We start from the raw sequence: 16,092 nt of genomic DNA on the forward strand, positions 1-16,092 counted from the left end.
CCTGTATCAACGCTTATTGTTGTTGCTGTTGCTCTGAATCATCAGGCATATATAACGGCCCACTCTGACCACAGCCGGTCAGGGCAAGAACACTCAGTACGAAAATTGCTAATAAACCTTTGTGCATTTTGAAAGCCAGTGATTATCATTTCAATGCCCTCTATAATCGCACCAACACTAGGAAAAGCAATAGGACGTAATGGGATGAATGATACAGAATTTCATAAGTTAGCCGATGAAGTGCTAATGAGCATCGAAGAAGGCATTGATGAGTCAGGTGTCGACATCGACTATGAGACCACAGGCAACGTACTAACACTTGAATTTGAGAACCGCAGTCAAATCGTAATTAACCGCCAAGAGCCACTACATGAAATCTGGCTTGCGTCTAAATCTGGCGGTTATCACTTTAAATTTAAAGAAGGGGAATGGCACTGTACACGCAGTGGTGAAGAGCTGATTTCACTGGTAAAACAAGAATGCTCACTGCATGCAGAAGAAGCGGTAGACTGGTCATAGCCTACCGGAGTCATTAACGCGACGACAAGCCCATCATTGCGGTGGCGGCTTCTGCCGCCGGTCGTCGCGGGATTTTCTGACCACTCTTGTATGGTAGTACTTGTGCCTCACCACGGTCGTTATACACAATATCGTAAAACTGTGGCAGGTTAAAATTGATAAAATTAGCGCTATAACTAAAGCGATCCTGAGCTGAGGTGTAAAAGCGGTTTACCCCATGTACCATCTCATCCTTATCACCATTGCACTGGCGATAAACTTCAATGCGATTGGTTTCGTCCAAAATATAAATGTTGAACCCTTCATCGCAGTCTTCAAAGAAAAACTGAATTAAACCTTCACTGGCATAAGAATCAACAATTTCAGGTGGGTGTGGTTCATCGGTTTTCCCCATCACCAGATTAGCCGATCCCATGAGCTTATTACTTGAAATACAGCTGTAAAAATCCACCGAATTTTCAAGTTTCTGCACTGAAACACCACGGCGCTCAAAGAATAACCCATGGGTTTGTTTACCAATACGGATAGCTTTGAAACGACGGCGCTTTTCTTGCTCAACGGGTTTCAAGCGCATTTCAATACATTCAGCCACCAGTTGATAGACTAAATTACGGATCAAGCCTCGCATGTGCTTGCTGTAACAGAATACATCAACTGACTCTGGCGGCAGGGCGTCTTGGTGCATTTTGCCAAGTACGGTTTTCAGCGCATCGAGCATCGCATTTTCACCGGTAAAATTCAGCGTACGTACTTCATTCCACGAATTGCGATACACCAAATCCACACTTCCCACTAAGCATGCTTGCTCTGGGCCATAGCTAAAAATATCCGTGTTTTTAAAATCAAACCGAACTGAACGGTTTTTTAGTTCCGTGGTTGGATCGCTTTCAAGGTTCACAAACAAACCGAGTTGGCGGATCTCACACGGGCTCGATAATGCCTGCAAGCTCGGTTGTGGACGCCTGATCGGGAACGTATTGCGAATATCACTCACCAACTGATACAACTTATCAATGTCGAGCGCTGAGTCACGTACTACGGAATGCAAACATGTCGATTCAGTCAGCAACCCATTGAAGTATGCCCATGCCACGAGTTTACTCAGGTAGCGGTTATGCTCTAGCGGCGTACGACCGAGGATTGCTATCGGATCTAAAGACTGTTTATACAGATACCAACCAGCAGTATTTGTTCGCCCCGCAGGCACTTGGATAAGCGTGAGATCTTCCTCGTGCAAATCAGGGGAGAGCTGTGGGTTTAGCAAGGTCACTTTACCCGGTAGCACCTCAAAGGCTGCATACAGCTTACGCGCCAAAATACTGATATCTTCAGGACTAATTGCCGAAGTAATGTTGTTACGGCGAGCAAAGCGGATCAAGTTACGGTAACTCAGCATTAACGCGTCGAGTAACCCATTATGAGCACTTTTAACCAGCTCAACCTTCCAATCTCGACGATTATCAAGCTCCAGTAACACTTCATGCGACCACTGCCAGCTATCGGTCAGTTCTTGCAGCACTTTACGGCGCCAAGGCACCGAACCAGAAGCTGGCTCTCGGGTTAGCTTTTCATGGGTTTTAAGATAAAAACAACGGCGGACTAAATCGAGGCGACGGTGGTCGTTAATGCGCTCAAGGTAACGTGTGACCTTTTCGAGCATAAGAAAATATGCATCCATACAGAATTCAGTGCGATCTATCGCAAAGAACCGACGCTTACCATCAACACTTAATAACTGGGTATGTGGGTATTCCCATGAGTAAGCTTCAAGCAAAATCGCCTTTAACACTGATTTGTATGGCGAATCGATACTTTTATATAGCTGCCATAGGCTGGAGCCAAAGTATTCTTCTGCAGGAATACGCGCTAACCCACCGAAATCAATCCACTCATTACGACGGATATAACCATCTCGTTCAAGATAATCGATATATTCGTCGTAACACTCTTCCATTTCCGGCGGCACCATAAACCATAAAAGGCGTTGGCCAGCCATTTGGACTGCTGAGCGATAAAACTCATCAAGCAGCAACAAATGCTGGCTTGAGCCACAGTTTTCACCGGTCATTTTTTCAGAAAAGTTTTCGCGGAAGCGATTCTCATCAATCAGGAAAAAGTTTGCTTCTACCCCTTGTGCCATTGCCCACTCTGAAACCAGAGAACACTTAGCATCTAATGCTGCACGCGCATCAGCAGGTAAATCGGTACGGATACAAACCCAGATATCAAGATCACTGGTAAGGCTTTGTCCTAACGATGAAGTACTGCCCATCGCATAAAGACCAAGGATGGGACACTTATCATCGCTAAGTGAAGGAGGAGTAACAGATGCTGAAAAAGCCAACCCACAATCATCAATAAACTGCTGTTGTTGTTCAGTAACGGCAAACGCCGCGATCCCCACCGGTACGGCCTGATCAAGGTAGCCGGGCACTGCTGGGTGATTATAGTGAAGCAAGACACTTAACAGGTTAAATACCTGCTCGGATTGTGCATTCATCGCTGCTCGAGCACGATCTCGTCGCAACTCGTTAAGCTGATCCTGTCTACTTTTAAGCGTTTCTATATAGTTCTGCAAATTACTCTTCCAAGAGCTGCCAGCTTGAGAGCGGCCCAAATCTTGTCATTAATGATGTAGAAGTGGCTCTACACATAAGCAAAAACGTGATCAATCTAACAGTTTTTGTATTAACCGTAAAGATAGTGCTGCTTTATGACAATTTGTGAATGGACTGCAATCTTGCCAGTCGACCTTTCCATAGCCCTGCTCACCTGAAGCTAGTACAAACCGAATGAATCGCCAGCTTATGACGTCTAATGGTTTTACCTCGTGAACTTTATGTGAACAATATCACATTAATTATCGTCGATATCAAGACAATACTGCTTCATCGCACTGACAGCCATAAGTGAATTATCATCATGGTTCAGTAGTGATAGGATTAAAGTAAATAGCTAGTTTAACAATGGACCCAACTCGATGACTGACACCCCTATCCGTATTGCCACACGAAAAAGCCCACTGGCCATGTGGCAAGCCGAGTTTGTAAAAGATGCACTTGAGCAAGCCCACCCAGGGCTGTCTGTAGAATTAGTACCCATGGTAACCAAAGGCGATATCATTCTAGATACTCCTCTTGCCAAAGTCGGCGGGAAAGGCCTTTTTGTTAAAGAGCTAGAAGTCGCCATGCTAGAAGGCCGTGCTGATCTTGCGGTTCACTCAATGAAGGATGTCCCAGTCGATTTTCCTGAAGGACTTGGCTTGGTTACTATTTGTGAACGAGATGACCCTCGTGATGCATTCGTATCAAATACCTACCAGCACATAGACGAACTGCCAGCAGGCTCTGTTGTCGGCTCATCAAGCCTGCGACGCCAATGTCAGATTCGTGCCCAGCGTCCCGATTTGGTGGTAAAAGATCTACGCGGCAACGTGAACACTCGCCTACGTAAACTCGATGACGGTGAATACGATGCCATTATTTTGGCTTGTGCAGGCCTAAAACGTTTAAAAATGGAAGATCGTATCCGTGATGCGATTGCACCAGAAATCAGTCTACCGGCAGTGGGGCAAGGTGCCGTTGGCATCGAATGTCGCCTGGATGATGAGCGTGTTCGTGGCTTGCTGAATGTTTTAAACCACCCAGATACCTCTACGCGTGTTTTATGCGAACGTGCAATGAACAATCGTCTTCAAGGTGGTTGTCAGGTGCCAATTGGTGGCTACTCTGAGCTTCAAGGCGATCAGATTTGGCTTCGCGCCCTCGTGGGTGAGCCTGATGGCAGTAAAATGGTCCGCGGCGAAATTAGTGGCCCAGCGGCAGATGCAGAACGCCTTGGCACAGAGCTAGCAGAGCAACTGCTGGCTGATGGTGCTAAAGACATTCTAGATAAGCTTTACGGCAACGCTTAAATGACCGTACTGATCACCCGCCCCGCACCCGACTGCCATCAACTTGTCCAGCAACTTGAGGCGGCGGGGATCAGTGCCATTGCCCAGCCACTGTTAGAAATTCAGCCGGGTCAACAACTTCAGCAGCTCATTTCACAGCTTCAGCAATTAAAAAAAGATGATTTCCTGATTGCCGTCAGTGTTAATGCCGTCAACTTAGCGCACAATTACTTAATGTCAGTGGGTGCCAGTTGGCCGAAAAACGTGCATTATATAGCTGTCGGACATAAAACCGCCGAAATGTTGAAATCCCGTACCGAACAGCCGGTAAGGTCACCAACAGAACGGTGCGACAGTGAAGGATTACTTACCCTGCCAGAACTGTCTGATGTAGATGGAAAACGCATATTAATTTTACGAGGTAATGGGGGGCGAGAGCTCATTTATCAAACTCTGCAGCAACGTGGAGCTAGCGTAAGTTATTGTGCAACCTATCAGCGCTGCTGGATCCCACTTGATGGTCAAGCGCTTTGCCAGCAATGGCAACAGCGGCATGTCTCAAAAATGGTGATCACTAGTGGTGAACAACTGAGCCATTTGGCACAGTTAGTACCCGACAATGCTAAAGCTTGGTTTTATCAATGCCACCTTTTCGTACCAAGCCAGCGAATCGCCAATCAAGCAAAAAAGCTTGGTTTTACTACAATTTCCACTGTGGGAAGTGCTGCTAATGGCCCGCTTCTCACTACCCTAAGAAAAATAGGCACGATGGGAAAATCGGATGACTGATAAAAAAACTAATAATGACAAGCCTGCAGATAACCAAAAGTCCGCAGCAACAAGTACTTCTGGGAAACAAGGTCACGCGAGTGCCAAAGCACAAGCGCCAAAACAACCTACAGCAACCAAAGCCGAAGAGCCTCAGAAAGCAGCAACCGCCGCAGATACCCCTGAACAGCCAAAAGCAGCAGACGAAAAGAAAAGTGGTAGCAAAACAGGCGCTATCGCCATTGCACTCGTGATCGCTCTGGGGGCAGGCCTTTATTATCACGGTCATCAACAAACGCTAACACAGAACGCCCAAATGGCTTCGCTGCAACAAGAACTCAGCAGCATGCAATCTAAATTGAATGCTAGCCAAAAAGAGACCCTAAGTCAGGTACAAACTAGCCTGCAAAGCAGCCAGCAAAGTACCAGTGTATCGCTAGAACAGCAGAATAAGTCCATTACAGGGCTACAACTAGCACTGTCTGAAATGAAGGGCCGCCGTCCCAATGACTGGCTACTCGCTGAAGCTGATTACCTTGTCAAAATGGCAGGCAGAAAATTGTGGTTAGAGCATGATACCGTTAGCGCAACCGTGCTACTGGAATCCGCAGACCACCGTATCGCCGAGCTAAACGATCCAAGCCTTACACCTATTCGCGAGGCTATGCATTCCGATATTACGGCACTAAAAGCCGTGGCACGTGTTGACCGTGACGGCCTTGTGCTGCGGTTGACGAGCCTACAACAGCAGGTAGCAAACCTACCCCTTGCTAATGCGATTTTGCCTGAAGCTGATCTCGTTGAAGCTACTGATGTCTCGACATCAGTCGATGATTGGAAGCAAAACCTCACAACATCACTGAAAAACTTCAGTGAGCACTTCGTGACGTATCGCACCCGCGATGGCAGTGTTATTCCACTACTCTCGCCAAAACAAGATTTCTACCTACAAGAGAATATTAAATCCAAGCTAGAGACGGCCATCAAATCGGTTTACCGCGAGCAAGGTGAGCTATATAGCACGTCACTGAGCATGGCAAAAGACTGGGCTGAGCAATTCTATAATATGGAAGATCCGGCAGCACAGAGCTTTATTAGTACTCTTGATGCGCTAGCAAGCGAAAATATTGAAGCAAGCTACCCAAGCAAGCTTAATTCGCAATCTCTGATCACCGATGCAGTCAGTGATCGTCTACGTCAGCAAGTTAAGCCACTTAGCACAGAGGAGAACCCAGCATGATCAAACTATTGTTGCTGGTTGCTGCGCTAATCGCCGGTATTGTTGCCGGGCCGATGCTGGCTGGTAATCAAGGCTACGTGCTGATCTCGGTAGCAAACCAGACTCTCGAGATGAGCCTAACCACACTGATCTTGTTCATTGTGGTCTTATTCGGTGCTTTCTTCTTATTAGAAACCATCTTAAAACGCTTATTCTCATTGGGTAGCTCTACGCGCGGCTGGTTTTCTGGCCGTAAAACGCGTAAAGCACGCCTCCAAACATCTGCAGGTTTAATGAAGGTCATCGAAGGTGACTGGAGACAAGCTGAAAAGTTGGTTGTGAAATCCGTTAAGCACAGTGACACACCACTATTAAACTACCTTGCGGCAGCAGAAGCAGCACAAGGCCAAGGTGATGCCAGCCAGCGTGATGAATACCTCAAGCAAGCGGCTGACATTGATAGCCAAAGCCTTGCCGTTGCCTTAACCCGTGCCAAGCTTCAGTTTCGTCAGCAACAGTACGAACAAGCAATGGCAACATTGCAGGAAATCAAACCTGATCATAGCCGCAACCCAGTATTACTCTCACTACTCAAAGAGTGCTACTTAAAGCTTGAAGACTGGAAACCACTACTTGCACTTCTGCCTCAGCTTGAAAAAGCGGGTGTGCTTCAAACCGAAGATATTGCAGTACTGGAAGTACAAGCGGAATGCGGCATCATGAAGCATCTTGCCAAGCAAGGTGGCAGCGAAGGCTTAATGGGTCACTGGAATAGCCTAAGCCGTAAGGCAAAGCTACGCCCAGAATTAGTTGCATGCTTTGTAACCCTCATGAGTGAACACAATGCTGACAGTGAAGCATACAGTGTATTGCGTGATACATTAAAAAAGAACAATGACAATAGCCTCATTGAGCTTGTACCAACGCTGAAGCTAGCTGACTACCACCCTGCCATTGTTCGCCTGCAAGATTTGCTACGTTATGACAGCAGTAACCCAAGCACTCACAGTGCATTAGGGCAGCTATTCATACACGAAGAGAAATGGGAAGAAGCGAAACAGCATTTTGAGAAAGCCATCGCGCTAAACCCCAATGTCGCTGACTACGGTTACTTGGTGAACACTCTTGAGAAGCTTGATCAGGCCCAAGCTGCTGCAGATGCATCTCGCCAAGCGTTAACATTGGCACTACCAGCCAAGAATTAACAAATAAGCAACATTACATTTTGACATCAAAAAGCACCCGAATGGGTGCTTTTTTATACCTAAAAACCATACTTTATGTGTCTTTCACCACATAATTGTTTCCAATTGTTAACAGTCATTTCATCTTATATCTATCCTATTGCTAGCAGTATGTAAAAAGGATTCAATAGATACTCTTGTTGCTCAACAGATGGATAGCTAACTATGGATATACTTCCTTGGTTAATCGTTTCTGGCATCATTGTTTCTGTGATCACCTGCTTAATGACAGCAGTACTGATCAAAGAATCATAATTGCCAGATACAAAAAAACCTCCGCTTGGAGGTTTTTTTGTATCTGGAGATCGAACACCGTCTGCTATAACTGCAATGCTCTCTTGGCTTTTTGCAGCGCTTTATCATAACGCTTCACCGCTTTTGCCGCTTTTTTCAACCGCTTATTTTTAACTTTTGCTATCGCCTTCAGCTGCTTTGCTTGCTTCTTCGTCACCACTGGTGAAATCGCACTCTCCGTTTGTTCAATCTGCTCTAGCGCCGACAAATGTACTTGAACTTCAGATTTCGATACCGCTGAATCAGCAATAGGAGAACTGGTAAGCTGCGATGTTAAAGCACTCGGCTTGCACAAATATGTTTTATCACTGGCAACGCGGGCACAACTGCTGCAAATAAAATTAGGTGTGCTAACAATTTTGCTGATCTCTGCAAACTTATCCGCAATTTCAATACGACGATACTTACATAATGACTTTGCCATTACCTCTTCCTCCAGCAAAGACAACCTACTTGGTGTCCACCCTCTTTCCATCATAGTGGTAAACAACAACTAACAAGGTAAATTGGTATTTTTATCATTTATACCAATGCATCAGATGAAAGGCTACTTCATTGCGGCTTTGACATAGACATCAAACCGATTTTTTTTGGTTTCAATGGCCGTTGACGGTTTTTTATCTGCTAAAAATTCCGCGTAATCAGGCCGCTTAACCACCACTCGTTTCGTCGCTAATGCCAATGCAGGAGCCAATAATGCGTCAGCATCAAGGTCAGGGCCAACTAGCGTTTGGAAAACTCGCATTTCTTTTTTAACTAACGCCGACTTTTTCTTGTGGGGATACATTGGGTCAAGGTAAACCACATCGGGTGCAACAAAATCAGGATCCGCGGCTAATTGCTCTAACGCATTATGGCTAGAAGCATGTAATAGGGTTAAACGCTCACTCACCCATCCACCAATGTCGCCATCCTGCTTGGCACGCTGTAAACCATCATCAAGTAATGCTGCTACTACAGGGTGACGCTCAACCATTTGCACCTTACAGCCTAGCGAGGCCAATACAAATGCATCACGCCCTAAGCCAGCGGTACCATCAACCACCGTTGGCATGACTCCCCCTTTCAAACCCACCGCTTTTGCGATTGCCTGACCACGACCACCGCCAAATTTGCGACGATGGGCCACAGCACCACCAGCCAAGTCCACAAACACTGCCCCTAGCTTCGGTTCATCAAGCTTACGTAACTCTAAACGCTCAGCGGTCAAAACCAACGCAAACGTACTCTCAGGGTCATGAGTCAATCCCCATCGAGCAGCAAGCAGGTCGAGGTCATGTTGGCGTTCTGAGTTTTCACAAGTTAAGGCTAGTTGCACAGGGCTCTCCGGTTCATTAACAATCCTGCATTTTATGTCATTCGGCAGAAAATAAGGCGTGGGATTATATACCCAAGCGGCCTCTCGATGCTCGTTTCAGCAATAATTACTTGGCGGTACCACTTTTTTATCTGCGCTCAATTGCTCAACCAGTTCCGCAAGAGGCAAAGGTTGGCCGAATAAAAATCCCTGCGCATAATCAACACCCAACACTTTAAGGTGCGCTAGTATCGCTTCACTTTCCACAAATTCAGCCACCGTTTGTTTGCCCATTTTCTTCGCCAGCTCATTGATCGCTTTGACCATTGCAAAGTCCATTTCATCATCGGCAATATCACGGACAAACATGCCATCGATTTTGATGATATCCACAGGCATTCGCTTCAAATAGCCAAACGAAGATAGCCCTGAACCAAAGTCGTCCAGTGATATCTTACAACCCAATGCTTTCAACCGAGTAAACAGCTGGATAGCTTCACTCATATTACCAATCGCCGCCGTTTCGGTAATTTCGAGGCACAGCTTGTGAGTGGGTAGCCCTGAACCACTGATCTTATCAATTAAGAAATGGACGAAGTCACGATCTCCCATTGACTGGCCAGATAAGTTAATGGCACACATTTCAAGTTCGGATACCGCTTCTGGATGGTCGAGCAACCAATTAATGACCTCATTAACCACATAACGATCAATCAAATGTGCGAGGTTATAGCGCTCGGCTGCTGGCATAAACAGGGCTGGAGAAATCATCTCACCGTCTTGACTACGGATCCTCACCAAAATTTCATAGTGATGCTGCGTACTCACAGTACCTAAAGGGGCTATTTCCTGAGCATGTAACTCCAACCGTTTTTCAGCGAGCGCTTTACGGATCAGGCTAACACATGCCATTTCTTGTTCACGGCGGCGCAATTCTTCGTCATCAGGGTGATACAAGTGAAGTCGATTACGACCTTCATCTTTTGCGGCATAACACGCCGTATCAGCCTGAGCATGCACCTGCTGGGACGAACCTGCCGTTTCATCGATCAAGCGGATACCAATAGAGCCACTAAAACTAAACCGCGTGCTCTGCCAGTAAAATGACGCCTCATCAAGCACGTATAGTATTTCACGGCCAAATTTCACCGCCTCTTCTAAGGTGCAATGATGCAGAATAATGGCAAATTCATCGCCTCCAAGGCGGGCCAACATCGCTTGCTCTGGCGTGATCCCTTTGAGTAACCACGCAACTTGTTTCAACGCCTCATCACCAGCTTCGTGACCCGCGGTATCATTAATGACCTTAAATTGATCAAGATCGATATAGAACATAGCGTGGCGCGCCCCTTTATCCCGCGCTTCAACCAATACCTGTTCAAGGTGCCGCTCAAAATAATTACGATTAAACAAGTCGGTAAGATAATCATGGCAGGCTTGATAAGCGAGCTGCTCTTCCAGCGCTCGGGTTGAAGTAATATCTTCCCCGACCACCAGCAGCTGTTGTTTCGACTGCATAGAGCGGATCACCTCGCGAATCCACACGCGTTGACCATCAGCACAGCAATATTGTAATTGGCGACGCCAAACCTTGTCGTTCTCACTATCACTCGCGGTCGAAATAAACTGCTGAGGCTTGAGCTCGCCATGATGATAAAAGTCTGACACTTTATGGCCGAGCAACTCCCGCTTACTATAACCAAGAAGGTCGGCGGCAAACTGATTAACCGATTGTATGCGAGACTGGCGATCAATGGTCATGAGCATGACGGGTTGCTGTTCGTACAGCAGTCGGTAACTTACCTCTCGCTCGCGCAGTTTTTCTTCCATTTGATAACGTGTTGTGACATCTCGAGCTTCAAATAAAACTTGAGCTTCACCACTGACCGCATAGGGCAAGCGCTTCATTGAAACATCCAACATCCGATAGCCATCTTCCGCACTTTGAACCTCTAACTCCAGTCGCACTTGCTGATCGAGCTCAACACGTTCAAAAGCTTGTTTAAGGGGCAACATCGCCGCTTTATCCCAGCAATACCACTGCCAGATTGCACGATCATATTTCATTGCAGAACGACCGAGTAACCCTTGCAAAGCGAGGTTGCCAGAGATCAAAGTGCCATTAATATCTAGTATCCCGATGTATTGAAAGCTCTGATCAAATACACCAGCAAATAAAGCACGGCTCTGCTTTAATCGTTGTTCGTCATTTTTTAACCGACGGATCACAATACTCAGCAAAACGATCACCCCCCCCATTAAACCTAGAGACACGGTGAGAACCCGGATTTCATTCTGATAGCGTTCAAGCCAGCCTGCAGGTTGGTTCAACACCAGCACATCACTGTTATCAACATTCAGTCCCCAACGAGACATAACGGGGTAGTTAAAAAGCTTTTTGCTTGGGCTTCTGACAAAAGCCGGGTATTGGGAAAGTTGATTATTCACGATGCTCAGCAATAATTCGCCAGCTAGTTGCCCCTTCTCAAAACCACTGGTCATAACGCCGCCGACGACCCCATATTGCAGCATATATTGATAAGAAGCATAGACGGGGGCCGACGACGCCAGCGTTAGTTGACCGAGAAAATCATCGCTATCCATGTAGTGGCCGGTATTGTCACGGAAATAACTAAGAAAAAGCACGGCAGAATTTAGAGGAAGCTCAGCAACCTCCTGGAAAAGATCGCTAAAGGTATCATTTTCAACCCGAGTAACCTCAAGATCGAGGTAGTTTGCCGCAAGGTAGTCGACTAGCCCTTGCCATTTAGCCTCTCCCGTTGCGGTATTATCAGCAAACACATAAACCTGCTGAAGATTGGGCTGAACAGACAGAGCCAATGACAGGTTATAAGATGGGTCGCTTTGCTCTAGCACCCCTGCCACCTTAACCAATCCACGGTGCTTATTGGGGTGGTAGCCATTCACTCCAACCAGTACAACTGGGGTATCACCGACCACATCTCCGAGCTGGTTCACCAGCCATAGCGCATTATTATCTGCAGCGACAATTGCCCGATAGCGCTTACGTTTTAATTTTGCACGATAAATATCGAGCAACTCTGCCATGTAGGTACTGGATTGATAGCGCTTGCTGTCCATATAACTGACACTGAGAGAAACGGAGGAGTGCTCAGTTGCCGCTTCTATGCCAGCTTGTAGAGAATCAGTCCACTGCATGCCTTGGTGATACGAGTGAATAACTAATATGTCTTGTTCTTGAGCAGAGGCTATCCCGCCCCATAAAAAAAACCATACAACGAGAAACCGCATAATGAAAAGGAAGTCCTGTCTGACTGTGCATTGGCTATATCCATTCTTGCTGACCTTGAGCATCCCTCAGCCAAAATGATATTTATTACCTTTGTTTATTTATATTTAGAGACTTAGGCATGGACAGTATAAGATATGAGCATGCTGGTATAAACAAAGGATTGCTTGCATCATGACCCCCCAGATTCGAATAGATGATCTCGACCGTGAAATTCTCAACGCGCTCATGACCGACGCGCGTACCCCTTACGCTGAAATGGCTAAACGCTTCAATGTTAGCCCTGCCACAGTGCATGTCCGGGTTGAAAAGATGCGTGCTGCAGAAATTATTACTGGCACAGAAGTGATAATAAATCCCAAATTATTGGGGTATGACGTTTGTTGTTTTATCGGTATTAACCTTAATGCCGCTCGCGACTACCATTCTGCACTGGCCAAACTGAACGAGTTGGATGAGGTGGTAGAGGCGTATTACACAACAGGGGCATACAATATTTTCGTAAAACTGATGTGTAAGTCCATTGAAGAACTGCAATATGTGCTGATCGACAAGCTACAAGCCATTGATGAAGTCCAATCAACCGAAACGCTAATTTCATTGCAAAACCCCATTAATCGCAATGTACAGCCATAAAAAAGCGAGGCTAAATAGCCTCGCTCTAACATGATATTCACGCTGATATTATTCTGGCTTATTGCCTAATTCAGCGCCGCGCTCAGCGGCTTCTTCAGCTAACCACTCAGCAACACTCTTGGCAAAGTAAGTCAAAATACCATCTGCACCGGCACGCTTGAAGCATACTAATGATTCCATCACGGTTTCGCGCTCTTTCAGCCAACCGTTCTGAATCGCAGCCATGTGCATCGCGTATTCACCCGATACTTGATAAGCAAAGGTAGGGACTTGCAACTCGCTTTTCACACGACGAACCACATCCAAATAAGGCATACCTGGCTTCACCATCACCATGTCTGCACCTTCATTGACGTCCATCGCCACCTCATGCAATGCTTCATCGCTATTGGCAGGATCCATCTGGTAGGTTTTCTTATCGCCACCTTTTAGGTTCCCCGACGAGCCGACGGCATCACGGAATGGGCCGTAATAGTGAGAAGCATATTTGGCAGAATACGCCATTATCTGAGTATGGATATAGCCTGCTTCTTCTAGCGCTTCTCGAATAGCGCCAATACGTCCATCCATCATATCTGACGGGGCAATAACATCAGCGCCCGCTTCAGCATGAGACAGTGCCTGCTTGATCAGCACTTCTGTCGTGACGTCATTAACCACGTAGCCATCATCATCAATAATGCCGTCTTGACCATGGATTGTGAACGGATCAAGTGCGACATCAGTGATCACCCCCATTTGTGGCACGTGCTCTTTCAGTAAACGTACAGCACGTTGTACTAAACCTTCAGCGTTATACGCCTCTGCTGCACAAATGGATTTAAAGTCTTGAGAAACAACAGGGAACAGCGCAATCGCTGGTACACCCAGCTTAGCTAGGTATTCAGCTTCTAACAGCATAAGGTCAATAGACAAGCGCTCGATACCCGGCATTGAATCCACTGTTTCACGGCGGTTTTTACCCATCAGGATAAACATTGGATAAATAAGATCACTGGCAGAGATCTGGTTTTCTGCCATTAAACGACGGCTAAAGTCATGCTTGCGCATGCGACGCATTCGGCGAGCTGGAAACGCGCCCTGAATAGATACAGACACTGCATACTCCTTGTTGAAGGTTAACGTTCTTTTTGCTGATAATACCACTCCCGTCAGGTGACAGGAGATCCAATTTGAAAAAATGCCTGAGTAGTCGTATATGACTGAGCCATAACAACTTCAGCAGGTTGACGGCGGCATTCCGCAATCACGGTTGCAATGTGGGGCAAAAATTTGGGTTCATTACGGCTCGATTTAGGTTTTGGCCGATAATCTCTCGGCAATAAGTAAGGACAATCAGTTTCGATCATCAGCCTATTACCTGGAATATACTGCACAATATTACGTAACTCAGTTCCCCGACGCTCATCACACACCCAGCCTGTAATGCCCACGTGCAAATCAAGCGCTAAGCAATCACGTAACTCTGCCTCGCTTCCCGTAAAGCAATGCAAAACGGCTGCAGGGAGTTTATCTCGCCACGGTTTTAGAATATCCATAAAGCGTTCATGTGCGTCACGGCAATGCATAAATACTGGCATGTTCAGCTCTGCAGCCAAAGCAAGCTGCGCTTCAAACACGGCTTCTTGTTGCGGGCGGGGAGAAAAGTCACGACTGAAATCCAAGCCACATTCGCCAATTGCCACAACTTCTGGCGATAGGGCTAAGTCACGGATCTGAGGAAAGGTTAGATCATCGACTGTTTTGGCGTCGTGCGGATGAACACCGGCAGTACTGTAGCAATATTGAGGCCAGCGACGTGCCATCTGCAACGCCTGCTGGCTTTCTTCAATGCTAGTGCCAGTTAGGATCAGTCCGTTGACACCCGCTTGTTGTGCTCGACTAATAACCTCATCGCGATCTTTATCAAATCGGCTATTAGTCAGGTTCACCCCGATATCTATCATGATTATTCCATTTAAAAACTTTCTATACCGGAATAACTTAGAGGACTCGGGGCAGTTTGGCTATCACCCTTTGTAAATTTTTGGGTTAAAGACATCACGCAGCCAGTCACCCAATAGATTGATCACCAAGACAAGCGATACCAACACAATACCCGGGAAAGCGGTTATCCACCATGAACCAGAGAATATGTAGTTAAAGCCAATACTTATCAACGCACCCAGTGAAGGCTGATCAACAGGTAACCCTAAGCCTAAAAACGACAGTGCCGCTTCCGACATAATGGCATTTGCAACTTGCACGGTTGAAATCACCAAAATCGGCGATAAGCAGTTTGGTAAAATATGACGAAACATTATGCGAGGCGCCCTAAAGCCCATCACTTTTGCGGCTTCAACATACTCTTTTTTCTTCTCTGCCAGCACCGAGGCTCGGATCGTTCGCGCATACTGCGGCCATTCTGCCACGCCAATGATCACCACCAGCATTATTACAGCGTATTGACTATATAGCTGAGCGCCAAGAGCGGCACGAAAGATGGCCGACACAATTATCGCCACCATCATGGTTGAAAACGAAAGTTGGATATCGGCAAATCGCATCAAAAAGCTATCAATTCGCCCGCCGTAATAACCCGCAGATAACCCAATGACCACGCCTAAAACCATCTGTACCGCGACAGCCAGCAGGCCGATCATCAAAGAGACCCGCATGCCATAGAGAATGGTCGACAAAATGTCTCGCCCTTGTGGATCCGTTCCTAGCAAGAAGCGAGGATCAGAATATTCCATCCAAACAGGCGCCATCTCTGAATCCATGATGTCAATTTGGCTCAGATCGTACGGATTAAAGGGGGCAATCAATGGCGCAAATAGCGCACTCAGGAAAAAGGCCATGAATAGCGCAAAGCTCACCATCGCCACTTTATCTTTTAGAAAGTAATAAATAATGTCGGAGTTTTTAAATCGCTCCCAGCGACTTGGATAATGCATTGGAGTAGAAGACATC

At 46.5% G+C, this 16,092-nt stretch carries 14 protein-coding genes; 6 read left to right on the forward strand and 8 right to left on the reverse strand.

All coding sequences use genetic code 11. The features are described from left to right. Window positions 1–13 precede the first annotated feature (13 nt). On the reverse strand, window positions 14–127 hold the full coding sequence (gene lptM, locus L4D09_RS12185; RefSeq protein ID WP_428457781.1) for an LPS translocon maturation chaperone LptM: 114 nt from the start codon (window positions 125–127) through the stop codon (window positions 14–16). Window positions 128–204: 77 nt separating this feature from the next. On the opposite strand from lptM, the gene cyaY reads away from it, so the two are divergent. Next, window positions 205–519, forward strand: coding sequence for an iron donor protein CyaY (gene cyaY / locus L4D09_RS12190; RefSeq protein ID WP_428457782.1), 315 nt, complete (start codon window positions 205–207; stop codon window positions 517–519). A gap of 13 nt (window positions 520–532) precedes the next feature. Here the strand turns inward: cyaY and L4D09_RS12195 are convergent, their stop codons facing one another. Then, complete coding sequence (locus L4D09_RS12195; RefSeq protein WP_428457783.1) at window positions 533–3,097, reverse strand: class I adenylate cyclase; 2,565 nt, start codon at window positions 3,095–3,097, stop codon at window positions 533–535. A gap of 402 nt (window positions 3,098–3,499) precedes the next feature. Here L4D09_RS12195 and hemC point away from each other — a divergent pair, with 402 nt between their 5' ends. Genes hemC through L4D09_RS12215 form a run of 4 tightly spaced genes read left to right on the forward strand, consistent with a single transcriptional unit; the run spans window position 3,500 to window position 7,603 of the window. Beyond that, window positions 3,500–4,432: a hydroxymethylbilane synthase gene (gene hemC / locus L4D09_RS12200; RefSeq protein ID WP_428457784.1), complete on the forward strand. Its 933-nt coding sequence runs from the start codon at window positions 3,500–3,502 to the stop codon at window positions 4,430–4,432. Then, window positions 4,433–5,200, forward strand: a complete 768-nt coding sequence (locus L4D09_RS12205) for a uroporphyrinogen-III synthase (protein ID WP_428457785.1) — start codon at window positions 4,433–4,435, stop codon at window positions 5,198–5,200. After that, a complete protein-coding gene (gene hemX / locus L4D09_RS12210; protein ID WP_428457786.1) occupies window positions 5,193–6,419 on the forward strand; it encodes a uroporphyrinogen-III C-methyltransferase in 1,227 nt (408 codons plus the stop codon). The genes L4D09_RS12205 and hemX overlap by 8 nt, the downstream gene beginning before the upstream one ends. Then, the gene (locus tag L4D09_RS12215; protein WP_428457787.1) at window positions 6,416–7,603 is read left to right on the forward strand and encodes a heme biosynthesis HemY N-terminal domain-containing protein; all 1,188 of its coding nucleotides are present in this window, start codon (window positions 6,416–6,418) and stop codon (window positions 7,601–7,603) included. Before hemX ends, L4D09_RS12215 begins: the two co-directional genes overlap by 4 nt. Before the next feature lie 358 nt (window positions 7,604–7,961). On the opposite strand, the gene L4D09_RS12220 is transcribed toward L4D09_RS12215, so the two are convergent. From L4D09_RS12220 to L4D09_RS12230, 3 genes are all read right to left on the reverse strand, one after another. Continuing rightward, the gene (locus tag L4D09_RS12220) at window positions 7,962–8,360 is read right to left on the reverse strand and encodes a hypothetical protein (RefSeq protein WP_428457788.1); all 399 of its coding nucleotides are present in this window, start codon (window positions 8,358–8,360) and stop codon (window positions 7,962–7,964) included. 123 nt (window positions 8,361–8,483) lie between these two features. Then, complete coding sequence (locus tag L4D09_RS12225; protein WP_428457789.1) at window positions 8,484–9,254, reverse strand: class I SAM-dependent methyltransferase; 771 nt, start codon at window positions 9,252–9,254, stop codon at window positions 8,484–8,486. 96 nt (window positions 9,255–9,350) lie between these two features. After that, a complete protein-coding gene (locus L4D09_RS12230) occupies window positions 9,351–12,506 on the reverse strand; it encodes an EAL domain-containing protein (protein WP_428457790.1) in 3,156 nt (1,051 codons plus the stop codon). Window positions 12,507–12,678: 172 nt separating this feature from the next. Between L4D09_RS12230 and asnC the strand changes: the two genes are divergently transcribed. Next, on the forward strand, window positions 12,679–13,140 hold the full coding sequence (gene asnC / locus L4D09_RS12235) for a transcriptional regulator AsnC (RefSeq protein WP_428457791.1): 462 nt from the start codon (window positions 12,679–12,681) through the stop codon (window positions 13,138–13,140). Window positions 13,141–13,188: 48 nt separating this feature from the next. Here the strand turns inward: asnC and hemB are convergent, their stop codons facing one another. From hemB to L4D09_RS12250, 3 genes are all read right to left on the reverse strand, one after another. Next, the gene (hemB, locus tag L4D09_RS12240; protein ID WP_428457792.1) at window positions 13,189–14,238 is read right to left on the reverse strand and encodes a porphobilinogen synthase; all 1,050 of its coding nucleotides are present in this window, start codon (window positions 14,236–14,238) and stop codon (window positions 13,189–13,191) included. A gap of 53 nt (window positions 14,239–14,291) precedes the next feature. Continuing rightward, window positions 14,292–15,086: a 3'-5' ssDNA/RNA exonuclease TatD gene (gene tatD, locus L4D09_RS12245; protein ID WP_428457793.1), complete on the reverse strand. Its 795-nt coding sequence runs from the start codon at window positions 15,084–15,086 to the stop codon at window positions 14,292–14,294. A 63-nt stretch (window positions 15,087–15,149) separates the two neighbouring features. After that, window positions 15,150–16,091 (reverse strand): ABC transporter permease, encoded by a 942-nt coding sequence (locus L4D09_RS12250; protein ID WP_428457794.1) that lies wholly within the window; start codon window positions 16,089–16,091, stop codon window positions 15,150–15,152. Window position 16,092: the final 1 nt, after the last annotated feature.

The organism is Photobacterium makurazakiensis (assembly GCF_050336715.1).
GTDB classification, from domain to species: Bacteria; Pseudomonadota; Gammaproteobacteria; order Enterobacterales; family Vibrionaceae; genus Photobacterium; species Photobacterium makurazakiensis.